At 57.2% G+C, this 24,159-nt stretch carries 21 protein-coding genes; 11 read left to right on the top strand and 10 right to left on the bottom strand.

Features of this window, described 5'->3' with window-relative positions; all coding sequences use genetic code 11:
* Positions 1 to 66: 66 nt before the first annotated feature.
* A complete protein-coding gene (locus tag R3F50_19515; protein ID MEZ5492475.1) occupies positions 67 to 1,935 on the bottom strand; it encodes a PQQ-binding-like beta-propeller repeat protein in 1,869 nt (622 codons plus the stop codon).
* 230 nt (positions 1,936 to 2,165) lie between these two features.
* Here R3F50_19515 and R3F50_19510 point away from each other — a divergent pair, with 230 nt between their 5' ends.
* Both R3F50_19510 and R3F50_19505 read left to right on the top strand, forming a co-directional pair.
* A complete protein-coding gene (locus R3F50_19510; GenBank protein ID MEZ5492474.1) occupies positions 2,166 to 3,203 on the top strand; it encodes a peptidyl-alpha-hydroxyglycine alpha-amidating lyase family protein in 1,038 nt (345 codons plus the stop codon).
* A gap of 83 nt (positions 3,204 to 3,286) precedes the next feature.
* Positions 3,287 to 3,796 carry a VOC family protein gene (locus tag R3F50_19505; protein ID MEZ5492473.1) on the top strand — a complete coding sequence of 170 codons (510 nt, stop codon included), beginning with the start codon at positions 3,287 to 3,289 and terminating at the stop codon, positions 3,794 to 3,796.
* A gap of 135 nt (positions 3,797 to 3,931) precedes the next feature.
* Here R3F50_19505 and R3F50_19500 read toward each other — a convergent pair whose 3' ends face one another.
* On the bottom strand, positions 3,932 to 4,906 hold the full coding sequence (locus tag R3F50_19500) for an alpha/beta hydrolase (protein MEZ5492472.1): 975 nt from the start codon (positions 4,904 to 4,906) through the stop codon (positions 3,932 to 3,934).
* Positions 4,907 to 5,092: 186 nt separating this feature from the next.
* Here R3F50_19500 and R3F50_19495 point away from each other — a divergent pair, with 186 nt between their 5' ends.
* A complete protein-coding gene (locus R3F50_19495) occupies positions 5,093 to 5,506 on the top strand; it encodes a hypothetical protein (protein MEZ5492471.1) in 414 nt (137 codons plus the stop codon).
* Between the two features lie 12 nt (positions 5,507 to 5,518).
* On the opposite strand, the gene R3F50_19490 is transcribed toward R3F50_19495, so the two are convergent.
* Together R3F50_19490 and R3F50_19485 are read right to left on the bottom strand one after the other, a co-directional pair.
* On the bottom strand, positions 5,519 to 6,514 hold the full coding sequence (locus tag R3F50_19490) for a HupE/UreJ family protein (protein MEZ5492470.1): 996 nt from the start codon (positions 6,512 to 6,514) through the stop codon (positions 5,519 to 5,521).
* Entirely contained in the window at positions 6,483 to 7,283 is an 801-nt protein-coding gene (locus R3F50_19485) for a peptidylprolyl isomerase (protein ID MEZ5492469.1), read from the bottom strand. The genes R3F50_19490 and R3F50_19485 overlap by 32 nt, the downstream gene beginning before the upstream one ends.
* 253 nt (positions 7,284 to 7,536) lie before the next feature.
* Between R3F50_19485 and R3F50_19480 the strand changes: the two genes are divergently transcribed.
* From R3F50_19480 to R3F50_19450, 7 genes are all read left to right on the top strand, one after another.
* Positions 7,537 to 8,544 carry a hypothetical protein gene (locus R3F50_19480; GenBank protein MEZ5492468.1) on the top strand — a complete coding sequence of 336 codons (1,008 nt, stop codon included), beginning with the start codon at positions 7,537 to 7,539 and terminating at the stop codon, positions 8,542 to 8,544.
* A 3-nt stretch (positions 8,545 to 8,547) separates the two neighbouring features.
* Positions 8,548 to 9,276, top strand: coding sequence for a TMEM175 family protein (locus R3F50_19475; protein MEZ5492467.1), 729 nt, complete (start codon positions 8,548 to 8,550; stop codon positions 9,274 to 9,276).
* Positions 9,277 to 9,465: 189 nt separating this feature from the next.
* On the top strand, positions 9,466 to 10,935 hold the full coding sequence (gene guaB / locus R3F50_19470) for an IMP dehydrogenase (protein ID MEZ5492466.1): 1,470 nt from the start codon (positions 9,466 to 9,468) through the stop codon (positions 10,933 to 10,935).
* A 200-nt stretch (positions 10,936 to 11,135) separates the two neighbouring features.
* Positions 11,136 to 12,716 carry a glutamine-hydrolyzing GMP synthase gene (gene guaA / locus R3F50_19465; GenBank protein ID MEZ5492465.1) on the top strand — a complete coding sequence of 527 codons (1,581 nt, stop codon included), beginning with the start codon at positions 11,136 to 11,138 and terminating at the stop codon, positions 12,714 to 12,716.
* An 84-nt stretch (positions 12,717 to 12,800) separates the two neighbouring features.
* Entirely contained in the window at positions 12,801 to 13,334 is a 534-nt protein-coding gene (gene tadA, locus R3F50_19460) for a tRNA adenosine(34) deaminase TadA (GenBank protein MEZ5492464.1), read from the top strand.
* A 124-nt stretch (positions 13,335 to 13,458) separates the two neighbouring features.
* Positions 13,459 to 17,385 carry a phosphoribosylformylglycinamidine synthase gene (gene purL, locus R3F50_19455; GenBank protein MEZ5492463.1) on the top strand — a complete coding sequence of 1,309 codons (3,927 nt, stop codon included), beginning with the start codon at positions 13,459 to 13,461 and terminating at the stop codon, positions 17,383 to 17,385.
* A gap of 269 nt (positions 17,386 to 17,654) precedes the next feature.
* On the top strand, positions 17,655 to 17,999 hold the full coding sequence (locus tag R3F50_19450) for an NGG1p interacting factor NIF3 (protein ID MEZ5492462.1): 345 nt from the start codon (positions 17,655 to 17,657) through the stop codon (positions 17,997 to 17,999).
* A gap of 36 nt (positions 18,000 to 18,035) precedes the next feature.
* Here R3F50_19450 and R3F50_19445 read toward each other — a convergent pair whose 3' ends face one another.
* From R3F50_19445 to pspA, 4 genes are all read right to left on the bottom strand, one after another.
* On the bottom strand, positions 18,036 to 18,626 hold the full coding sequence (locus tag R3F50_19445) for an NUDIX hydrolase (GenBank protein MEZ5492461.1): 591 nt from the start codon (positions 18,624 to 18,626) through the stop codon (positions 18,036 to 18,038).
* A 147-nt stretch (positions 18,627 to 18,773) separates the two neighbouring features.
* The gene (locus R3F50_19440) at positions 18,774 to 19,667 is read right to left on the bottom strand and encodes a PspC domain-containing protein (GenBank protein ID MEZ5492460.1); all 894 of its coding nucleotides are present in this window, start codon (positions 19,665 to 19,667) and stop codon (positions 18,774 to 18,776) included.
* Positions 19,636 to 19,893: an envelope stress response membrane protein PspB gene (pspB, locus tag R3F50_19435; GenBank protein MEZ5492459.1), complete on the bottom strand. Its 258-nt coding sequence runs from the start codon at positions 19,891 to 19,893 to the stop codon at positions 19,636 to 19,638. Before pspB ends, R3F50_19440 begins: the two co-directional genes overlap by 32 nt.
* 9 nt (positions 19,894 to 19,902) lie before the next feature.
* Entirely contained in the window at positions 19,903 to 20,559 is a 657-nt protein-coding gene (pspA, locus tag R3F50_19430; GenBank protein MEZ5492458.1) for a phage shock protein PspA, read from the bottom strand.
* 326 nt (positions 20,560 to 20,885) lie between these two features.
* Between pspA and pspF the strand changes: the two genes are divergently transcribed.
* On the top strand, positions 20,886 to 21,920 hold the full coding sequence (pspF, locus tag R3F50_19425; GenBank protein ID MEZ5492457.1) for a phage shock protein operon transcriptional activator: 1,035 nt from the start codon (positions 20,886 to 20,888) through the stop codon (positions 21,918 to 21,920).
* A 113-nt stretch (positions 21,921 to 22,033) separates the two neighbouring features.
* Here the strand turns inward: pspF and R3F50_19420 are convergent, their stop codons facing one another.
* Positions 22,034 to 23,269, bottom strand: coding sequence for a serine hydrolase domain-containing protein (locus tag R3F50_19420; GenBank protein ID MEZ5492456.1), 1,236 nt, complete (start codon positions 23,267 to 23,269; stop codon positions 22,034 to 22,036).
* A gap of 267 nt (positions 23,270 to 23,536) precedes the next feature.
* Positions 23,537 to 24,118 (bottom strand): DUF3501 family protein, encoded by a 582-nt coding sequence (locus tag R3F50_19415; GenBank protein MEZ5492455.1) that lies wholly within the window; start codon positions 24,116 to 24,118, stop codon positions 23,537 to 23,539.
* Between the last annotated feature and the right edge of the window lie 41 nt (positions 24,119 to 24,159).

The raw sequence follows: 24,159 nt of genomic DNA, 5'->3' as shown, positions 1-24,159 counted from the left end.
GGGCGCGGCGCCAGGGACTAAGGCTAAGATTAAGACAGAAGTTCCTGATTTGCAGTGTCCGGGTTGTCAGTTCTTGGGCCGGAATGCCAGCAGCACATTGCCAGGGGTCTGGCTGAATTGTCCGTAACCGGAACCGATAATCACCATACCGGAGCCGGCGGCGATGGAATGACTGTCGATAGAGCCGCCCCTGGCCTCCACGCCGTTGACTGTTTCGAAGTCCACGGCCGTGTCGTACTGGAACAGAATGTCACCGGATTGCGAGTCGAAGATAAACAGCCGGCCGTCCAGACCGGCGCTGATCACAGCCCCGTCGACGGACAGCGGAGTAGCCGAGAAACCATAAAGCCCCTGGCAGCCGTTGATTCGTTCTGCGCGACCCTCATCACAGTCGGGCTCTACGGCGAAGGACCAGCTGGGTTCGCCGGTGCCGACAAAGAAAGAGTGGATCCCTGATTGACTGCCCCCACCGGGGCCCATTACCGGGTCGTTGATGGTGAGAAAGGCCCGCTGGTAGTCGCTGGCGATCCCCCAGTGATTGCCACCCAGGGCAGTGCCCTGTCCGACCCGCTGGTTCCAGATCACGGTTCCCGTGCCGGGATCAACAGCCCACAGGTCGCCGGATTTCTGACCGGCAAGCAGCAGTTCCCTGCCGTTGTCCTGTACCAGGATGGCCGGCCCACCAAAATCATAGTCGAACGAAATGGTGTCGCCCTCGATGATGCAGTTGGGGCCCGGCTGGCGTCCCGCACAGGCATAATTCCACATGTCATTGGCCAGGGCCTGAAATACCCATTTTTCCGCACCCGTCTCCAGATCCAGGGCGATAATGGCATCACTGGTTCCGGTGGTGGGCAGAGAGGTATTTTCCCCGGTGGTGACGTACACCAGACCGCGCTTTGCATCGACCGTTGGTGTGGACCAGATCGGCGCACCGGAAGGACCCTTCAGCTTGACGCCCAGTGAATTCTCCATGCCGTTATACGTGGCGGGAGGCATGGTGTGGTATTCCCAGATCCTGTCGCCAGTGGCTACATCGAGGGCGGTAACAGCGCCATGGTTTTCACAGCATTCGTAGCGCGGGTTGTCGCCGGTCAGCACCCCGGAGCCGGAGATGGGAACGATGATCTTGTCCTCGTGAACGACCGGCGAGCCGGTAATCATACCCTGGTTGTTGGACGCCTGGCCGCTCTTCACCCATATAGCAACGCCGCTAGCGGCATCAACGGCATGCACCAGCCCGGTGATATCGCCAAAAATCAACGTGCCGGAACCGTTGATCGTGCCATAGGCCAGTGACGAGCGCAGTGGTGTCGCCGACTCGTAAACCCATTTGGCACAGCCGGAATCCATGTCCAGAGCAAATACTTTTTGCGTATCGGTAGCGGCGTAAAATATTGTCGTGCCGATGATGACCGGTGCCGCCCGCATACCGGAAGTGTCCGGGAAGCCTACTGCCCAGGCCAGTTCCAGATTGGCCATGTCAGCGGTGGAGAGACCCGCCATTTCCGCCGTCAGGTGTCTGGAGTTGTTCTCGTCTGCCCCGAAGCGAAGCAGAGAGGGTGGCTGGGTAAGATCGACATTGCGTTCATCCGCTTTGCACAGCATGCCGGCGACCCAGGCGTCAGAACCGCCCTCTGCTGCCAGATAAGCAACTACCAATTCTCGCTGCTCTGCACTGAGGCTGGCGCCCTGGGTCGACATCAATCCTTCGGTCAGCGCATAGGACAGGGCCTCGGAGTTCATCATGCGCAGGGTGTCGAAGGCGTGGGCGCGCGGGAATTCCGGATTGCCGTGGCAGTTACTGCAATTGCTTTCATAGAGTTCCCGTCCCGGATGCTCGGGATCGCCCGCAGGTGGCAACTGGGCCTGAGCTGACGAGGCGGATGCCCACAGCAGGAGGGATAGGGCGATGAACCTGATAGATCTGCGCATGAACTGCTCCTACGAAGCTGGAAAAAATCCTGGCGAAAATACCCTATCCACTGGACTTAATCCATGGCTTACGCCGCGTCACCGGGCTTTTCAGTCGTAACCGCAGAGCCGGTTTCTACTGCCTTTCCGGCAGTGGCTGCAGTAAACTGGCCAGGGCGATTGCAGCAGTATCCGAAATCAGGGGCTGCAGGCGGCCCGTCTACTGGTGAAATTGAACAGGGGGTAAAGTGATGACATTCAACCCGCGGGCCGCCTGGCTGATTGCCGGCATGTTGATCGGCGTTGCCGCATGGGCTCAGCCGACCGCTCCGGTGGTTCATGGTGTGCGCAATGATCTGCCACAGCCCTACCTGACACAGCGCAACTGGGGGGAGCTGCCGCCGGGTATGCAGTGGGCCGCCGTTACGGCTGTCGAGGTATCGCCGGATGGTCGTTTTATCTATGTTGTACACCGCTGTGCCGCCAATTCCTGCGAGGGCCGCAGTGAACCACCAATACTCAAATACGACTACGCCGGTCAGCTGCTGGCCAGCTTTGGACAGGGGCTGTTTGTGTTTCCCCACGGCGCCACGGTTGATAGTGAGGGAAATCTGTGGGTTACCGATGCCCGTGACAACGGCGCGATCGGTCATCAGGTTTTCAAGTTCAGTTCCGAGGGTGAGGTATTGCTGACACTTGGAGTCCGGGGGCAGGGTGGATCGAGCCCGGGCCAGCTGTTCTGGCCCAATGACGTGGTTGTCGACCCGCGCTCCGGTGATATCTTTGTGGCGGAAAGTCATCGCAATGGGGTCAATAACCGCATCGTGCATTTCTCGGCAGACGGTCGCTTCATCAAAGCCTTCGGCCGAAAGGGCTCAGGGCCGGGTGAATTGAGTGAGCCCCATACCATCGCCATGGATTCCCGGGGGCGCCTGTTTGTTGGCGATCGGGAGAACAATCGTATCCAGCTGTTCAGTCAGGAGGGGGAGTTCCTGGACGAATGGCGTCAGTTCGGCCGACCCAGCGGGATTTTTATCACCCCTGATGACATCCTCTATGTGGCGGATTCGGAATCCGGGCCAGACACTGGCGCGAATGAACTGATGGGTATCAGGAAGGGGATTCGCATCGGCTCCGCTGTTGACGGGACCGTTCACGCCTTTATCGAAGATGCCGAGTCGCTGACTGGCCCCCACTCGGGTGCGGAAGGTGTCGGCGTTGATGCCGAGGGTAATGTCTACGGCGCGGTTGTGCGGCGGCAGATGCTGGAACGCCATGTCCTTCGCTGACCCGGGCAGCGGGAACAGCATCGAGGCAAGGTGGGGAGAGTGGAAATACAGTTTATAAAACAGTCTCAGGAGGCAGTTTGACGATGGAAAATCACATAGAAGCGCTTATCAGCCAATACGAAGAGAAAAAACTGACCCGTCGCCAGTTGGTGACTTCATTGCTCGTGGCCACCGGTGCTGCGGCACTGTCCCGTTCGGGTCAGGCGCAAACGCCCGCACCGGTGGCGACAGGCAGGTCGATGAATCATCTTTCTCTGTCGGTCAGCGACGTGAACCGCTCAGCCGAGTTCTACAACCGCGTGCTGGGGATGGAAATTATCAGCCGGCCGGCCAACGGCGGACTCAACATGGGCCTCGGAGACGAGAGTTTCCTGGGCTTGTACAACATCGCCGGTACCCGGGGCATGCACCATCTGTGTATCGGGGTAGACGACTACGATGCCGATCGCCTGAATGCCAGGCTGGCGGAACACGGTGTACAGGGTAATGTAAACCGCGACCCGGCCAACCGGACCAGCGGTGGCGATCAGCTGTACTTTCCCGATCCCGATGGCAATCTGGTCCAGCTGGCGCAGCACGGCTATCTGGGCTGAGTGACGGGTTTGCCCGGATGCTACCGGGGCTTACTTCGTGTCGGGGATGAGAGATTTCTGGATTGAAAATTCTTATTAATCAGATAAATAGAGCCAGAATCTCAAAAATTTATTAACGACCCGATCCGGCAGTTCTCACTGACGGGACAGCAACCACCAGCGCAGGGTGGTGGTTACCAGCTCGGCGGCATCCTGCTGAACAAAATGGCTGGCATCCGGAGCCGAGACCAGGGTGGTATCCGCATCGTTCCAGTCCCAGGTGTTATTGAGTCCGTCGGAGTGCAGCGCGGTATCCTGCAGACCATGGAAAATCAGCAGGGGCACATCCAGCTGCGGGGCCGGTGCTGGCGCAGGTGCACTGCCATCCACCCGCGGGTAATTTTCCTTGTAGTAAGCCAGCATGGCATCGAAGTCTGACTGGCCGAAGGCTTCCACGTAGCGTGTTCGTGCCGCCGGGTCGCTGACCCAACCGGACAGAGACTGCGGATTCATGGGGCCGCCGAAGAAGATGTCCGGATCTGTGGGAGAGCCCTCGATGAAAGCCCGGGCATACCCGCTGTTGCGCTGCTGTTCCGGGTTATTGGCCAGTTCCCGGGCCATGCCGTTGGGATGGGGCAGGTTGAGAATGACCAGTCGGTCGACCATCTGCGGATTGGCAAAGGCGAACTGCCAGGCGACGATACCGCCCCAGTCATGCCCGACAACAATGGCCTTCTCCTGGCCGAAATGGCGAATCACCGCCGCGACGTCGCCAACCAGGTGCCGCATATTGTAGCTGGCCTGGCCAGCAGGCTTGTCGCTGAGGTTGTAGCCCCGTTGATCGATGGCGACAACTTTAAAGTCATTGCTGAGCCCTTCCATCTGGTGGCGCCAGCTGTACCAGAAATCCGGAAAGCCGTGAATCATCACTACCAGCGGACCTTCACCCATAGTGGCGTAGTGGATGCGGACATCGCCGTTCTGCGCGTAGCCGTGTTCTGCCTCCGTCCAGGCATCGGCCAGTGCGTACACGGACACCAGACAGAGTGCTGCCATGAATCCTGCTGCGGTCATCCTGCGTCGACGGCGCGTGTTATAGCCCGCCCGGTCGTTGGTGATCGTGATAGTCATGGCGTTTTCTCCCGGATTATTCCACTTGCAGATCAGGTCTGATTAGAACAGATTAGGCGCTGACTGTTAAGCAGCGCCGGGTCAGTTGCCGCGAAGCCTGACCCATTGGCTATTGATATAGGCCAATACCCGCTGGAATGCGCTTAGTAAACTGTTACGGGCTGAAACTGGAAAAGGAGTATTACGATGAGAGCCAGGCTGAAAAAAGTGGCAGTGACCGTGCTGATCGGGGGAAGCCTGATTGCGGCCAGTAGTGGAGCTGGGCAGGATTCCGGGCTTACAGTAGAGCAGATAATGAAAGCTATTATTGCCCCGATGACGGGCACGTTGTGGGGTGCTTACGAAATTCAGACGCCGGCACAATGGCAGGAACTTGAGAACGCCGCCCTGACGGTGGTCGCTGCAGGCAGCTTGCTGAATGGCACCGGCCCCAATGCCGCCAATGAAGACTGGCAGGAATACAGTCAACAGATGATTGTCGCAGCCCGGGCTGCTCTAGCCGCTATTGCAGAGCAGGATGAGGAGGCACTGTTCAATGCCGGCAACGATCAGTTGTACCCACCCTGCGAGAGTTGTCATCAGCGCTATATGCCGCAGTAACCGGGCCGGCCGTCACCCCAGCAGGCCAGGCAGGCGTTGCAGCAACCAATAGGTGGAAATTCCGCCCAGGCCATAGGCCAGGGCGGTTTCCAGGCGTGGCATACGCTGGATGAAGTGTTTCCCTATCAGGTTGTTGATCACCAGCACCGCGGCGATAAAACCCAGCTGCCCCAACTCCACGCCAAGGTTGAAGAACAGCAGGGCGAGGGGGATATCGGCGTTCCTCAGGCCCAGTTCGCCCAGAGCCCCGGCGAACCCCAGGCCGTGAAACAGGCCGAACAGGAAGGCGATCAGCCAGGGCAGGCGGTGGACCAGGCTGAGGTTGCCCCGCAGCCCCATGATGATTTCCCGGGCCAGCAGCACGATGGACAGGGCAATGATACTTTCCACTGGTGCCGAGGGAACATTCACAACACCCAGCACTGCCAGCCCCAGGGCGATGCTGTGGGCCACCGTGAAGGCAGTGATGGTTTTGATCAGGGGCCAGATGCCCCGTAATAACAGTAACAGGCCAAATACGAACAGCAGGTGATCGAACCCGAATAGTATATGTTCCGCACCGCTGATCAGATAGTTCGAGGCAAGAGCCGCCAGGGAGGCGGAGCCGGCCCTCAGCTCGCTGAGTGGTACGGCTATCCTGGCACCATTACCGCGAAAATAACCTGACCCCTCCGATCCGTCGCTCCACCTGGCGACGACCACCAGCCCCTCCAATGACCAGGGCAGTACCAGCTGATCAGACTGATCGAGCCGGGGATCGCAGTGGAAGCTCTGGGTCCGTGGTCCTTCCACTACGGTGCAGCGTGCAGGCACTACGTCAGTCAGATCACGCAGGGGAGGAACCTGGCGATCCACCACCGACAGGCGGTAGGAACCCGGGGAGGTTTCGTCCAGAAACATGCGCGCCACGCCGGTAACATCCACATCGTGCGCGACCGCCGGGGCCGCCAGAAACAGCAGCAGACAGGCGAGCAGGTTATGAAGGGCGATTGATAATGGAAACGGCATAGCGATCTCGCAAACGGTCTATTTCTACCTGGAGACGGGCCTCTTCTTCCCGGCCTATCCAGTCCAGTCTCACACGCTCGATGATTTCCGTCAGGGGTGGGTTGCGGGCTGGGTAATGCTGCTGTACCTGAAGCCAATGCTGGCCCCGGTTGCTGAGGTAGGGGCCGATCCAGCGGTTTGCCGTTGACTCGAAGACCTGGTCAGCCAACTCTGGGTTGAAAATGCTGGCGAGGTCGTCGCGGGTGACGCGCGGCAGTATGCCCGCAATGGGTTCCAGGTCGCTGACCAGATTCTGTTCCGCCACGCCATCAGCCAGCTGTCTGGCGACATCGGCGGGCAGCGGGGCGGTGTCATTGAACACCAGTTCGGTGGCGGTCACTCTGGCGGTCTGCCGATAGAGAGCCTGGTTCTGCTGATAGAATGCATCAAGCTCCTGCTCGGAGGGCTGAATCACGTTACCGCTCAGTACATGACGCATCTTCTGGGCCAGGATGTCGTTGATGCGGGCATCGTTCTGAAGCCCCATATTGTAGGCCTCCATGACAAGGATGTAGTCATCGACCAGCAGATTCTCAATTTCCTGTTTCTGTTGCTCGGTGGCAGGGTAGCCTTGGGTGAGTTCAGTAACCAGAATGCGAGCCTCGACCTCCTGCCAGTCAATCTGCAGTGGTTGGGAATCGCTGTTATTGAATAACCAGTAAAATAAGGAGATTGCCGCCGCCATGGCGAGAAAGTGAAAGGTGGGTTCCCGCAGTATTCTGAATTGCATGGTTGTAGGCGCCAGAGTCGCTAGGTTATCGACAGGTGACGGTATTGTAATGTCTCGGGTAATTTTGGGGCAAGCCAAGTTCACGATGCGTCCGGCATGTGGTAGGTTGGGCAGGAATTGAAGCTGATTGCGGTATTCCTGGCCAGAAGGCCGGTAAGGAAGTTGGAATCAACCCGGAATAAAGCTGGACTGAGGGCTGATTGGATAAGCGGATCAAGAAGGCCGGTGAACGAGGCCGAAGGGGAGAGAGGTAATGAAAATTGGAAAACTGCTGGTAAGCCTGCTATTGCCAGGCCTGTTTATCGCCGGGGGCAGCCTGAATGCCGAGGAAATACCCGCCATCTCGGTGGTCCGGTTGGGAGACGGGCCGATCATCAGACCGGACATGGACGAGCGTATGGGAGGCAATATTCAGGGTCCATCACTGATCCGCGTGCCTGACTGGGTGGAAAACCCGCTGGGTAAATATTACCTGTACTTCGCTGATCACAGGGGCACCTATATCCGCATGGCCTACGCGGATCAGCTGACCGGGCCATGGACAGTGTATTCACCCGGCACCCTGCAACTGGAGGATTCCTATTTTCCTGCCACCTGTCCACCCTGTTCCCTGGCGCCAGGGGCCAGCGGCGCCCTCTATGCCCATATAGCGTCTCCCGATGTGCATGTGCGCGAGGACCTGCGGCAGATCGTCATGTATGTGCATGGCCGGGAGGTCGGGAAGCAGGTGACCCGACTGGCCGTTTCCCATGATGGCATTCACTTTCAGGGCCGGCCGGAGGTGCTGGGCCGCCCGTATTTTAGGGTGGTGAAGCACGATTCCTTCTACTATGCCCTGGCGATGCCGGGATACCTGTACCGTTCAGCCGATGGGATCGGCAACTTTGCGGCCGGGCCAGACCTGTTCAACGAGGCCATGCGTCACTCGGCGTTGCTGGTCCGGGGCAACACGCTGTATGTATTCTGGACCCAGGCCGGCCATGCCCCGGAACGTATTTTCCTTTCCACCATCGACCTGGCAGGTGACTGGCACAGCTGGCGGGACTCTGAGCCGGTTGAAGTACTGCGTCCGGAAATGAGCTGGGAGGGGGCCGACCTGCCGATCGCGCCATCCCGTCGTGGCCATATCGATGAGCGGGTCAATCAACTCCGGGATCCGGCCCTCTTCGAGGAGGATGGGGAAATCTACCTGCTGTATTCGGTAGCCGGCGAGAGCGGCATTGCTATCGCCAGGCTGGCGTTTGGTGAGGCCGGGGAGTAAGGCGTGGAGCCACTATCCAAGGAATTTCTCGCCACCTGCCGTGTAGACGACGGGCGGCTGTTGCGGGGGGAAAGCATGACCCGCATCGAAACCTTTGTCGACGCTGCCTTTGCCTTTGCGTTTACCATGCTGGTAATCAGTATCGACGAGATACCCCGCAGTCCCCAGGAACTGTTGGAATTGTCCCGGGATATACCCGCGTTTGTTATCAGTGCCACGATCATCGGCTCCGTCTGGCTATCCCATGCCACCTGGAGCCGTACCTTTGGCCTGCAGGACCGGCTGACGATTTATCTCAGTCTTGCCCTGGTCATGCTGATGTTGATTTTCGTCTATCCGATCAAGCTTGTCATTCAGGCTTCGGTCCTCTATCTGAGCGGTGGCCTGCTGGGTATTCAGCTGCCTGACATGACCTGGGAGGGTGTGCGCAGCCTGTTTCTGTTCGTGGCCATCGGGCTTATCACGTTATCGATTATCATCATAGCGCTGTATCAGAATGCCCTGCAGCATCGGCGGGAGCTTTGCCTTAACGATTTCGAGCTGTATTTCTGCCGGCGTATGAGTCTCACCTGGCTGGTCGTTCTGATTACCGGCGTGGTATCGATCGTTCTGGCGCTGCTCTTCGAGGAAGAGGAATTAGTCTGGTCCGCATACATTTATTTCAGCCTGTTCATTACTATCCCCCTGGCCGACTTTCGCTATGGGCGCAACGATCCGCGCGGCAAGCAGTAACTCCGGCCAATCCGTGAAAGGGGTTGTTTCCCCTAGGCGGGTTAAGTTTCACTCAGACTCGCCGTGACCGAGCCGGCACCCCGGTACCCAGGGGATGCTGCGTTCAGGCCGACACTGGGGCATGTTGGTCGCATTCTGTACAAGCCTGGACCCCGTCTGTATAATGTGCTTTTGCGGAAAGTAGATCTTATGTTACGTATAGCTGAAGAAGCCCTAACATTCGATGATGTTTTGCTTGTGCCCGCTCACTCCACGGTTCTGCCCAAGAACGTCGAGCTGACCACCTCCCTGACCCGAAACATAGTGCTGAACATTCCACTGATTTCGTCCGCTATGGACACAGTGACCGAAGCGCGTCTGGCGATTGCCATGGCTCAGGAAGGTGGACTGGGTGTCATTCATAAAAGTATGACCGTGGAGCGTCAGGCCCGGGAAGTACGCATCGTCAAAAAATACGAAAGCGTGGTGGTTAAGGACCCCATAACCATCTCCCCGGGGGAAACGATCCGGGATCTCATCGATCAGATGAAGGAAAACAACATTTCCGGATTGCCGGTCGTCGACGGCACCGGCCTGGTGGGCATCGTGACCAGCCGGGATGTGCGTTTTGAGGCTAACCTCGACGCCCCGGTCCAATCGATCATGACACCGCGGGAGCGTCTGGTAACCGTTAAAGAAAAACCCGATATGGATGAAGTGAAGATGCTGCTGCATCGACACCGTATCGAGAAAATTCTGGTGGTTAATGACGCCTTCGAGCTGTGTGGTCTGATCACCATGAAGGACATACGCAAGTCCGAAGATTTCCCCAACGCCTGCAAAGATGAGCTGGGTCGCCTTCGGGTGGCGGCGGCGGTGGGCACCGGGGCGGATACCATGGAGCGGGTCGACGCCATCGTTGAAGCGGGTGTGGATGTCATTGTGGTCGACACGGCACACGGGCACTCACAGGGTGTCATAGACCAAGTTACCCGCATCAAGCAGAAGTATCCGGAGATCGCAGTGGTAGGCGGCAATATAGCCACGGCGGAGGCGGCCCGGGATCTGGCGGCGGCCGGAGCCGATGCGGTAAAGGTGGGTATTGGGCCAGGCTCTATCTGCACCACACGTATAGTGACCGGCGTCGGTATTCCTCAGATTACAGCAGTGGCTAATGTGGTTGATGCTTTGAAGGATACGGATGTCTGTATCATTTCTGATGGGGGTATCAGATTTTCCGGCGATATCGCCAAGGTGCTGGCGGCCGGCGCACACGTGATTATGGTTGGCAGCTTGCTGGCAGGATCGGAAGAGGCTCCCGGTGAAGTCGAACTGTACCAGGGGCGGAGTTACAAGGCCTATCGTGGCATGGGGTCCATGGGTGCCATGTCCGGCTCCCAGGGTTCCAGTGATCGTTACTTTCAGGATGCGGGTTCTGGCGCTGAAAAGCTGGTACCGGAAGGTATCGAGGGGCGGGTTCCCTACAAGGGCAGTATGTCAGCCATTGTCCATCAGTTGATGGGCGGCCTGCGATCATCCATGGGGTACACCGGATGTGCCACTATCCAGGAGATGCGTACCAAACCCCAGTTTGTGAAAATAACGGCGTCCGGGATGAGTGAAAGCCACGTGCACGACGTATCCATCACCAAGGAAGCACCTAATTACCGGGTTAGTTAAGGGGCGGTAAACCGCCTTTTCTGAGAGGAATCAGGGCGCTGATTCCTCGCTGTTTTTTTATCGGAAGTGTCAATTGTCTGTTTTCGCAATCCGTTCGCTATGCAGTTTTGAGAGTAAAATTCCAGAACTGTGCCGGGGGATTGTGGTTCTGCCTCTACAGCTCAGACTTCCTGTTTTCCATCTTGTCTTAGTGTCAAAAAATGTCCGCAACCAACATTCATAGCCAGAAAATTCTGATACTTGATTTCGGGTCCCAATACACTCAGCTCATCGCCAGACGCATTCGTGAATCAGGCGTTTACTGTGAAATCTGGGATTATGCCTGCGAGCAGGAGCGAGTGGAGGAGTTCAATCCTCAGGGGATTATATTTTCCGGTGGTCCGGAAACCGCCACCTTGCAGGATTCCCCGAGGGCGCCCGCCTTTCTTTTTGAGGCCGGTACGCCAATACTGGGCATTTGCTATGGACTGCAGACCATGGCGGAGCAGCTGGGGGGCAGGGTGCAGCCTTCCGACAAATCGGAGTTCGGCTATGCCGAGGTGGGAATCACCCGCCCCGGGAGTCTGTTCGAGGGAATCGAAGACCGCGTCAGCGGAGCAGGCATTGCGCAGCTTGATGTCTGGATGAGTCATGGCGACAAGGTTGTCGAGGTACCGGAAGGTTTTGAAATTATCGCCGCCACCGAGAGTGCCCCGGTGGCCGCCATGGCGGATGAGTCGCGCCACTTTTACGGTCTGCAGTTCCACCCCGAGGTCACGCATACGCTCCAGGGCCAGAGGATTCTTGATCGGTTTGTGCGGGATATCTGTGGCTGTGAGGGGCTCTGGACGTCGGCGAGTATCATCCAGGACGCTGTCGAACGGGTGCGCGCGGCTGTAGGTAGCGATACAGTGCTGCTTGGGCTGTCTGGCGGAGTTGATTCCTCGGTCGTGGCAGCCCTGCTGCACAAGGCCATCGGTGATCAGTTGACCTGTGTTTTTGTTGACAACGGTCTGTTGCGCCTGGAGGAGGGGGAGCAGGTCATGGCCACCTTTCAGAAAAATATGGGGGTCAAGGTTATCCGGGCGAATGCCCAGGAGCGCTTCTTCAACAACTTGCGCGGCGTAGCTGATCCGGAACAGAAACGAAAAGTTATCGGCAATACCTTCATTGACGTGTTTGATGAAGAGGCGTCCAGATTAAATAATGTTCGCTGGCTGGCCCAGGGCACCATTTACCCGGACGTGATTGAATCGGCCGGCTCCAAGACCGGCAAGGCCCATGTGATCAAGTCCCACCACAATGTGGGTGGTCTGCCTGACGACATGAATCTGAAGTTACTGGAGCCTTTACGTGAACTGTTCAAGGATGAAGTCCGCAAGATCGGACTCGAACTCGGCCTGCCCTACGAGATGGTGTACCGCCATCCCTTTCCGGGGCCGGGGCTCGGTGTTCGGGTTCTGGGAGAGGTCAAGGAAGAGTATTGTGAGATCCTCCGCCGCGCTGATGCGATTTTCATCGAGGAACTGCATAAAGCGGATTATTACAACAAGGTCAGCCAGGCGTTCGCCGTGTTTTTACCGGTAAAGTCCGTGGGCGTGGTTGGCGATGCGCGGCGCTATTCCTACGTGATCAACCTGAGAGCTGTTGAAACGATAGATTTCATGACCGCCCGCTGGGCGCGGCTCCCCTACGAATTACTGGAAACCGTATCAAGCCGCATCATCAACGAAATCAAAGAAGTGTCCCGGGTCGGTTATGACATCAGCTCCAAACCGCCTGCGACTATAGAGTGGGAATGATCAGTCCGGAATATTCTCGACAGACAACAGCAGGTTCAAGTGGGAATTCGGACTGACTCCAGCTTTCACCGCTGGAATACTGGTATGACCGACACAGCAATAGATCCAGTTAATCATGACTATTGGATGGCCCGCGCCATCAAGCTGGCCGGCCTGGCTGCAGAGCTGGGTGAGGTTCCGGTCGGGGCTGTGCTGGTCTCTGCAGGCGAAGTTGTTGGTGAAGGATTCAATCAACCAATAAGCAGCCACGATCCAACGGCACATGCAGAGATAGTCGCCATCAGGGCGGCGGCCCGCAATCTGCAAAACTACCGTCTTCCGGATACCACTCTCTATGTCACCATCGAACCCTGCACCATGTGTGTCGGGGCCATCATGCATGCGCGCGTCGGTACGGTGGTGTTCGGTGCCCGTGAACCTCGTGCCGGCAGTGTGGTAAGTCAGAGAGCACTGCGGGAAGACACGTATTTCAATCACCGGATCGAAGTCATCGAAGGGGTGAGTCGTGACTGCTGTGCTGCGCTGCTGCAGGACTTTTTTCGTGTCCGACGTGGCCTGGTTCCTGCGTCAGTTGCCAGAGCTGGCTCTGACCCCGGTGAATCAGAGTCGTCATCGTGATGATCCGGTCGACCCCGAACGGCTGTCCTGGTAATACAGCAAAAGACATCCTCGGCAAAGGGGCACTATTTCCTCTATCATTCGCACCAGATCGTCATGCACACCAATCAAGGACTGAAATTCAATGCTTCTGATGTACGGAGTTCCCGCTCTTTCAGCATTTAAAAAGTCGAAACTGCTCGCAAATCTGCAAGCCATCATCCCGGCAATAAACGCGGTTCATGATCGCTATGTGCATTTTGTAGCGGTTGAGGAGACTCTTGACGCGCACGAGATGGCGAAGCTCCAGGCCCTGCTTGATTACGGGCCGGATAGGTCAGCGACGCTGCCGCCTCCGGAGGGTGGGGCCGATGAAGGTCGACAGGTCAGGCTTGTTGTTCCCAGGCCTGGGACCCTGTCGCCATGGTCCAGTAAGGCGACTGAGATTCTGCATAACTGCGGTTTGACCCGAATCAGGCGCGTAGAGCGGGGCATCACTTACGAAATAGTCAGCAGCAGGCAATTATCCATGACAGAGAGGGTGCTGCTGGACGACCAATTACACGACCGGATGACCCAGGCCGTGCTGGATCAACCTGAGCAGGGGGCCTTGCTGTTTCAGGATTCTCAGCCGCGACCACTAGAGTTTGTCGATATTCTTGGCGTGGGCAGGGCGGCGCTGCAGGAAGCCAATGAGCTGATGGGGCTGGCGCTGGCGCCTGATGAAGTGGACTATCTGTTCGACAGTTTCAGTCAGCTGGCACGCAATCCCAGTGACGTGGAGCTGATGATGTTTGCCCAGGCCAATTCGGAGCACTGCCGACACAAAATATTCAATGCCAGTTGGACCCTGGACGGCAAACCCCGGGATCACAGCCTGTTCGCGATGATTCGCAACACCCATAAGCAGGCGCCGAAGGGCGTCCTGTCGGCTTATGCAGACAATGCCGCGGTAATGAGCGGGCCTGTTGCCGGGCGGTTTTTCCCGGATCCGGGCAATCGCCAGTACGGCTTCCACCAGGAGCCGGTACATATACTGATGAAGGTCGAGACCCATAATCATCCCACGGCCATTGCGCCATTTCCCGGTGCCTCGACGGGGTCTGGCGGAGAGATTCGCGATGAGGGGGCCACCGGCCGCGGTGCCAGGCCGAAGGCTGGATTGACAGGGTTCAGTGTTTCAAACCTGCATTTGCCCGGTCTGCCGCGCCCCTGGGAGCAGAATTTTGGCAAGCCTGGCCATATTGCCTCGGCGCTGAATATTATGATCGAAGCTCCGCTTGGTGGAGCGGCTTTTAACAACGAATTTGGTCGGCCTAATCTGTGTGGCTATTTCAGGACGTTTGAAGAGCAGGTAACGGGCGCAGACGGTAGACCCGAAGTGCGCGGATATCACAAGCCCATCATGATCGCTGGCGGCTATGGCAACATCCGCCCTGAGCATGTTGAAAAAGGGGCTGTGGAGGTCGGTGCCCGACTGATCGTGCTGGGCGGACCGGCTATGCTGATCGGCCTCGGCGGCGGAGCTGCCAGTTCCATGGCCGCCGGCGCCAGCAGCGAGGCCCTTGATTTTGCCTCGGTTCAGCGGGACAACCCGGAAATGGAACGACGTTGCCAGGAAGTGATCGACCGGTGCTGGCAACTGGGTGACGACAATCCCATCAAGTTTATCCACGATGTGGGCGCCGGTGGACTTTCCAATGCCCTGCCGGAACTGGTGAAGGATGCCGGTCGTGGCGGCAGTTTCCGACTGCGGGATATCCCCAGCGCCGAAGCACAGCTGTCGCCTTTGGAGATATGGTGTAACGAAGCCCAGGAGCGCTACGTACTGGCTGTGGCCGATAACAGTCTCAAGCAGTTTGAGGCGATATGTGTCCGGGAGCGCTGTCCCTTTGCGGTGGTGGGCGAAGCGACCGATGAACAGTGGATTCGCCTGCAGGATTCCCATTTTGGCAACAATCCCATTGACCTGCCGATGAACGTGCTGTTCGGTAAACCGCCCAGGATGCACCGGCAGGCGGTTTCACTCCAGCGGCAGTACAGTGCGCCGGATCTCGAAAACATCGACCTTGGCGAAGCGCTGCAGCGGGTATTGCAGCTGCCGAGCGTGGCCAGCAAAAGCTTTCTGATTACTATCGGCGACCGGTCCATTACCGGGCAGGTGGCCCGTGACCAGATGGTTGGTCCCTGGCAGGTGCCGGTGGCAGACGCCGCCGTTACCACCAGCAGCTTTGATGTTTATCGGGGCGAGGCGATGGCGATGGGCGAGCGTACCCCTATCGCCGTACTCGACGCGCCGGCATCAGGGCGCATGGCGATAGGCGAAGCCATTACCAACATAGCCAGTGCGCCGATCGCGGAACTGGGTGATATCAAATTGTCTGCCAACTGGATGGTGGCAGCGGGTCATGGTGAAGAGGATGCCAACCTGTATCGGACTGTGGAGGCGGTAGGGATGGAACTCTGCCCGCAACTGGGAATCTGCATTCCGGTTGGCAAGGATTCGATGTCGATGCGCACGGTCTGGCAGCAGGACGGCACCGAGCGCAGTAACACGGCGCCGCTGTCACTGATTGTATCGGCTTTTGCGCCGGTCACTGACGTACGCAAGACCTCTACGCCACAGCTACGAGTGGACGGGGAAAAGACTGCTCTGCTGCTGGTGGATCTGGGGCGGGGCAAAAACCGGCTGGGCGGATCTGCTCTCGAACAGGTCTACCGACGCCTGGGTTCGGCGCCGGCAGACCTGGACAACCCGGCGGATCTGAGCGCGTTTTTCAGTCTGGTGCAGCGGTTGCGCGCGGAGGGCAGGCTGCTGGCTTACCACGACAGATCGGATGGTGGCCTGCTGACCAGCCTGGTGGAAATGGCTTTTGCCTCCCATTGCGGTCTCAATATCAAACTGCCGCAGGCTGGAGAAAAGGGCCAGGTTCTGGCGAGTCTGTTCAGTGAGGAGCTGGGCGCTGTGCTGCAGGTAAAAAGTGAAGACCTGGAAAGCGTGCATAAGTTCGCCGAGGAACTGGGTCTGGCTGACTGTGTGCACTCTCTGGGTGTTGTCAGTGCCGATGATCGGATTATCGTGCGCAATCACTCCGGAGTATTGCTCAACGAGAGTCGCGTAGACCTGCAGCGGATCTGGTCTGAAACCAGCTACAGAATTCAGGCGCTGCGTGACAACGAAGCGTGCGCCATCGAAGAGTACGACAGCATTCTGGATGCAGAGGATCCTGGCCTGGCGGTGGCGTTGACCTTCGACCCCGATGCTGACACGACAGCGCCTTTCATTAACCGGGGGGTGCAGCCCCGTGTCGCGGTGCTGCGTGAGCAGGGGGTCAACGGACAGGTCGAGATGGCGGCCGCGTTTCATCGGGCCCGGTTCAATGCTGTCGATCTCCATATGACTGACCTGGCCAGCGGACAGGCACACCTGAAAGAGTTTGATCTGCTGGTTGCCTGCGGCGGTTTTTCCTATGGCGATGTATTGGGCGCCGGAGGTGGATGGGCGAAATCCATTCTTTTCAACGAACAGCTGCGGGCGCAGTTTGAAGGGTTTTTTCAACGGGACAATACGCTGACGCTGGGGATCTGTAACGGCTGCCAGATGATTTCCCTGCTGCATGAATTGATCCCGGGCGCTGATGGCTGGCCGCGCTTTGTCAGAAATCGGTCTGAGCAGTTCGAGGCGCGCTTTATTGGCGTTCGGGTTGCGGAATCAGCCTCGGTATTTCTCAAAGGGATGTCCGGCTCGATGTTCCCGATTGCTGTCGCCCATGGCGAGGGTTGTGCCCGGTTTGATCAGGAGGAGGGGCACGACAGTCTGCTGGCCAGTGGCAGGGTGCCACTGCAGTACGTGGACAATCGCGGGCAAATCACGGCACGTTACCCATTCAACCCTAACGGTTCACCGGCGGGGATTGCCGGAGCAACCAGTCGTGATGGCCGGGTAACGATCATGATGCCGCACCCGGAACGGGTATTCCGCGCAACTCAGAATTCCTGGCATCCGGACGACTGGCAGGAGGATGCGCCTGCCCTGCGACTGTTCCGGAACGGACGTAGCTGGTTCGGCTAGCAGGCTGTTAAAAAAGCATTACGCGTGTCAGAGCCTGACTCATCAGGCTCATTTGCACCTGCTGAACTGCGCTTTTTCGCCTGGTGGTTGCGCTTAAAACATTTTTCAGCAGCCTGCCAGCCAGCCGGCTATTGGAGAGCTCTCGTTCTGGATATTGCAGATTTAGAGTCAGGCGTCAGGACTCCCATTTTTAACTGTGTTCGTCAGTCGGTTGTCCGTGGAAACGGTTGCCGGTGGCGCAATGAGTATTCAATGAAAGGACAGCCAGAATGACGCAACTCTACCGGATCGAGTTTTATGTTCCCGAGACCCATCTTGAAGTGGTCAAGGAAGCGTTGTTTGCTGCCGGGGCGGGCCGGGTAGGCGACTACGAAAAGTGTGCCTGGCAGACCCGTGGTGCTGGCCAGTTCAAGCCCGGGGACAACAGCTCGCCGTTCATCGGTTCGGCAGGGGAGCTGGAAACCGTGGTGGAGTTCAAGGTCGAACTGGTGTGTGCCGAAGAGCGGCTGGAAGCCGCCGTGACCGCCATGAAGGCCGCGCACCCTTACGAAGAGCCCGCCTATGCGGTACTGAGGCTTGAATCCGGAGTGGGCATCACCGCAGGCGAGAGATAACCGGGGGTTTTCCATGGCCCCTGCGCAGGGCGCGGTCTAGTCGTCACTGTGGCTATGGCTGACCAGGCGCGTGTTTATCCCCCGGTTGCCGTCGTAGTGGACATCAAACATGCGGACCGGAAACCGATTTGAAGTCCGGTCAATAAAGTAGTGTTCCAGCGTGCTGCGCACCACCGGGAAAGCAATCTCGTCCCAGGGTATCTGGTCCTCACGAAATAACTCCACTTCCAGAGATTCCACCCCGGGAGCGAAGTTCAGATCCAGCAGTTCGGCGCGAAAGAACAGGTAGACCTGGTTGATATAGGGCAGGTTGAAAAGCGTGTAGAGGTTGTTTTCCTGCACCCGCACCTTTGCTCCTGCCTCTTCGGCAGTTTCCCGTATCGCGCCGTCCAGCGTGGTCTCCCCGTTTTCCATGAATCCGGCCGGCAAAGTCCATTTACCGCGGCGGGGCTCAATCGCGCGTTTACACAACAGCACGCGATCCTCGAATACAGGCAGTGTGCCAACGATGTTCTTGGGATTCTGGTAAAAAATCACATCGCAGCTTGTGCAGCAATAACGGAGCTTGTCATCGCCTTCGGGAATGCGCTGCAGTATTGTGCCGCCGCAGTGATGGCAAAATTTCATAAACAGTTTTCTGAGCCTTGGTTAGGTCGGTAGTGTACTTGGATGTGGGGGCTGAGAAAACGCTGGGCTACGGTATCGCCACGCCCGGTTTCGACTGAAGTCGATCTGTTCCGGGGTGGCGGGCAGGGGAAATCAGCGATCCGGAAATCAGATGCGGCTTATTTCGCAGTGCAGGCGGAACTTCTTTGAGGTGATAAAGGCTTCCAGTTCCCGCAGGCGATTCTCCAGCGCATAGTAGGTGTCTGCGCACTCTTCCATGGATTTTTCGTTGTAGGAATGGCGGCTGCTGGATTGTCGCGCCTTCCTGGCTTTGCGGTAATGTTCCCGCTTGGCGGTCACGGAATCGGAATAGAGACCAAAGCGCGATCCCTCTTTCGTACCCGCATGCCCGTCCTCAGGTCCATCCAGATCTCTCTCGTCAAAGACCGGATCACTGTCTGCCATTGCTTCGGCATAGGCTTCATCGGCCATGTCGTCGAGTTCATCGTCATCGGGGATATTGATGCGACTGGAAGAGAACCCCTTGCGGGAATTGCGCCGGCTATACCGCTTTTTACTGCGGTGAGAGCGGTGCCCCTGTCTGCCGTAGCGGGGGGCGGGATTAGGTTCCATGACAAACCAGCAAACGGCATAGCCCAGCAGCGCATACGGACCCAGTACAAACGCGGCCAGAACCGCTGCTCCGCGAACCAGTACCGGCCTGACTTCCAGGTAATCGGCAATACCGCTGCAGACCCCGGCCACTATCCGATTGCGCCTGTTACGGTACAGTGGGCGACGATAATCCAGATTCTTCAAGTGCCTGGTCGGGGTGCTGCCGCTCAGCCAGTCGGTCACTTTTTCCGTGCTGAGATTCCGGTCGAGCCAGAAATACAGGGCGAAATAGGCAAGAATCAGGGTAGGCCAGGTCAGGATGCTGATGATGAAGATGATCCTCACCAGCACCACAGGCATGTCCAGGTAGTCGGCGATGCCGGCGCATACGCCGAGGAACTTGCGTTCCGCGTGATTAATTCTTAGATTGTTGGGCTGGCTGCTCATTCTGTTCTCTCCAGTCCGGAATTTCGGCATCGAGAATGGCTTCGAGTATATCGATGCGTTCCTGCAACGACTCGGCCATGGAGGATAACTGGGCAAGATCGTATCTGGCGTCTGACTCGCTGACCCTGGGGCGTTTGTCTCTCCGTGCGTAGAACAGGAGAAGCCACAGGGTGACGCAACCCAGAATGATGCTGACCAGCGAAATGATGAACTCGAATAGTCCCATGGCGGTATCCTACCTGTTCAGTTTGTTCTTGAGTTCCTGCAACTCCCGGTCTATTTTTTCTTCCCGTGCCAGTTCTTCAAACTCACTCTGCAGGCTCTTCTGCTCGACGTTGGCGCTCTCCATCTGCCCTTCCATGAGGTCGATTTTGCGCTCGTAATACTCAAATTTGTCCATGGCATTGTCAATAGTGTAGTTATTGAGCTGCAGATTGACATCGAGCCTGGAGCGTGTGGCCTTGGTCCGCATCATCAGCGTTTTCTGGCGTGCCCGGGCGTCGTTAAGCTTGGCCTGTAGCTGCTCGATTTCGGAGCTGAGTTTGTCCAGGGTTTCGTCCAGCCGGGCAATATCCTGTTCCATGATCTCAATCGTTGCGTTGACGCTGGATTTCTCCAGCAGTGCTGCCTTGGCCAGGTCGTCCCGGTTTTTGGACAGTGCCAGTTCGGCTTTTTCTTCCCAGTCCCGCGCCTGACGCCGCAGCTGTTCCATACGCCGGGTGTGGGTTTTCTTCTCGGCAATCACCTTGGCGGTGCCGCTACGCACCTCTACCAGGGTCTCTTCCATCTCCTGGATCACCATGCGGATCAGCTTCTCCGGATTTTCTGCTTTATCCAGCAAGGCGCTGATATTGGAGTTGATGATGTCAGTCATTCGCGAAAATATGCTCATGAGTCGTACCTCGACAGTAATAAACTTGTTCCGGCATCCCAGGGGATTTTTGCGCCGTCGATTAGAGGAGAGCAGGGACTGTGCCAACTTTCTGCATTCTCCTAACAGGTTGAAAATAAAGAAATTAAAACGTTACCCTGGTTAGCCTGGCTTGTTGTGCAGGTTAGAAGCGTTAATAATTGGCTAAATTCACCAAAGAAAGCGGGGATCGGTTAAACTCGGGTCATGACGCTGACAACGGTAGACTACCGGTGCCTGGTGCAGTGATGATTCAGGTAAGTTAAAGCTTGAATAAAACTCCCTAACTAGCTGAAAAGAAAAAAGTAATGGCTGACAAAAGATCCCTTCCTCGCATGCTGGGCGAATCGGCTTCTTTCCTGGAGATGCAGGAACATATTTCCCTGGTGGCGCCCCTCAATAAGCCGGTCCTGATCGTTGGCGAACGAGGAACCGGCAAGGAACTGGTGGCTGCCCGGCTGCACTTCCTGTCCCGTCGCTGGGAGCAGACTTTCCTGAAGATCAACTGCGCGGCGATGAGTGAGACGCTGCTGGAGGCCCAGTTGTTCGGGCACGAGGTTGGTGCTTTTACTGGAGCAACCCGACAGCGGAAGGGCTACTTCGAGCGCGCGGACGGCGGCACGCTGTTCCTGGACGAGCTTGCCAATACGTCACTGGCCGTGCAGGAAAAGATTTTGCGGGTGATCGAATACGGTGAATTTGAGCGGCTGGGTGGCAATGAAACGTTGACGGTCGACGTCCGATTGGTGGCCGCCACTAACGAAGACCTGCCGGCACTGGCCAGGCAGAACCGGTTCCGGGACGACCTGTTGGACCGGCTGGCGTTTGACGTTATTACCCTGCCGCCACTGCGGGCCCGCAAGGAGGATATCCTGATCCTGGCCGAGCATTTTGCCATGGCAATGGTAAACGAGATCGGCGGGGAATATTTCCCCGGCTTCACCAGCAAGATTCAGAAGGCGTTGCTAAGCCATGACTGGCCTGGGAATGTCAGAGAGTTGAAAAATGTCATTGAGCGGGCAGTTTATCAGCACGGGGATCAGAAAATTGCCCGGCTGGTTTTTAATCCTTTCGAGTCTCCGTATCGGCCTCAATCGTCCTCCGGATCGTCAGGCACCGACACGGCGGCTTCGACGCCAGAGGGCGGCAATGCTGCCCCGCCAAGATTGCAGTCTGACCAGGCCATCGACCTGAAAGAGACGGTACAGAATTTTGAGATAGACCTGATCAGGCAGGCGATGGAGCAAAGTCAGTTCAATCAGAAAAAAGCCGCCGAAAGACTCAATCTCAGTTACCACCAGTTGCGCGGTTACCTGCGCAAATACGACCTGCTTGGCCAGTAGTGCTCTGCCCGGGGACCACAGATTAATGTGGTACCCGGGTGGAGGTTTGCCGGCTTCCGAGTATCGGCGCGTTTTTGTAACGGCCCGATACACGGCAGGAAAAAGGCTCAGACCTAATTGCCCATAGCCTCGTAAACGACCCGTTGTGCATGGTTGTTACTGAAAGGTGCGCCGCGGGGGCCGCCTCGGCGCTGTTCCATGTAAAGCAGATAGAAATCGTTTTCCCGGTCTACCAGGAACAGGGTACCGCCGATGCCCCGCCAGCCAAAATTGTATGGCCCGTTCGGGTCATCGGTAGTCGGTTGCAGGTGGAAGCCAAGTCCCCAGTCGCCCTGGTTGCCGTAGAAAAAGTTTTGCCGTGAAACGGAATCGCCAATGTATTTGCTGGTCATCAAATCCAGGGTTTGTTCACTGATGATACGTACACCGTAGTACTCCCCGCCATTGAGAAGCATGATGGCAAAACGGGCGTAATCCTCAATTGTCGAGTTCAGGCCACCGCCGCCGGACAGGAAAGCCCGTTCGACGGTGTTGTCTTCCATGACGCCATGGCTGGGTTCGGCAATCCGGTAGGCCTTGCTCTTTGGTACCCAGAAAGAGGTGTCGTCCATGCCGAGGGGGTCAAAAATTCGTTGTTGCAGGAGTTCATCCAGCGGTTGACCTGCGGCTACTTCGATGACAGCTCCCAGGACGTCAGTTGAATGTCCATAGTGCCAGCGCGTGCCGGGTTCGAACAGGACCGGCAGCCTGCCGATGCTCTGCGCAACCTGCAGTGCCGTTTTGCCATCCGTGGTCACTTTCTCCTGGTAAAGATTTCCCAGCGGTGTCCCACCGGCAAAAATTTCCTGCACGATGCCAGACTCCTGGGTGAGCAGGTGCTGGACCGTCATGGTGTTGGTCGCAGGGCGGGTTGCACCAGTTTCTTCATTGATAACCTGCAGGTTGGCGAATTCGGGGATGTACTTTGAGACCGGATCGTCCAGCCGGATCAGGCCTTCCTCCACCAGCATCATGGTGGCCACGCTGATTACCGGCTTGGTCATCGAGTAGATGCGCCAGATGGTATCGGTGTTTACGGGGGTGTTGTCTTCGGGACCCTGCGTACCGACAGTCAACAGCGCGCCGACGCCATCACTATTGCCGACCATCAGCATCGCACCCGGCAGATGGCCGCTGTCTATGGCAGCCTGCATCTGGTTCTTGATGTCAGTCAGTTCTGACTCGTCAAGGCCGAAATTGCTTGAGTGCACCCGGTTGATGGAACTGATCGGGGGGTGACCGGTTGCCGGCAGGGAAAACGCTGCGCTCAGCACTGCAATCAGCAGCGCCCCAAATATTCTCTCTCTCATAAATACCGAACCTCTCTTAGTGATAGCGATTCTCAGACGATGCAAGTATCGACGAAAAAACGCAGCGATCATAGCATAAGGAAGCGGGAACGCAGGAATTCCCGCGATCGGTTTTGAGTGGACTTGAAACACGCCAGGGGGCGCGGAAGACCTGACAGCGGGCTCTGCATAAAGCCCGCTGACGGGAGAAGGGCCGAGCCACGCAGAACGCTATCGCGCCGGGGGCATCAGGAAGGAGGCAGCGCGGTGGCTGCCTCGTAACCGGGCTCAATCGAAGTCTTTGACCAGCGACGCGCGGACGTTATCTGGCAGCAGAGTCTCGTGCGAGTAGTTTTCATGCTCACAGCGCAGCGTCCAGGGTGCACCGCCTTTGGCAGCCTGTATCGCCTGTCTGGGGAATTCAAAGCGGAGAAAGTGCACGGAGGAGGTTTTTTCGTCAGTACTCCGTTCCAGGTCTTCGTTGGCGATGGGATAAACAGGGTCCTGCCCGTCAATGACTACGGAAATTTTATGCTCGATACCGATCAGGCGCGCAAGTTGCTCGCGGCGCTCTGATTCGTCAGGGTATTCAATCATGAATGTCGCTTTCAAATTTTCCCCGTCCGGTATGAGGGGGTTGTAAGCTTCCAGTTCTTCCCTGATTTCGTCGACGTTGGAGATGTGCTCGGCACGCATCAACTCCTGAACCTGGTAACGCATGGTCATATAGTCTTCAAAATGTACGGTGGCATTGGGACCTAATTGAACGCGACGGTTGTTCTTGTGTTCTATCATCGCTTTGCGAAATGCGGGTCGTTGAGCGTTGTAGGCCTCGTTGCTTTGCAGATCGTCAACAGCAATTTTTTTCATAGTGGTTGAGTTTGCCTCTGTCGTTGAAATAAATAAGAGAA

The organism is Gammaproteobacteria bacterium (genome assembly GCA_041395725.1).
Taxonomy (GTDB): Bacteria; Pseudomonadota; Gammaproteobacteria; order Pseudomonadales; family Pseudohongiellaceae; genus NORP240.
The sequence above is the reverse complement of the archived record's forward strand: the minus strand, read 5'-3'. Positions and strand labels throughout refer to the sequence as shown.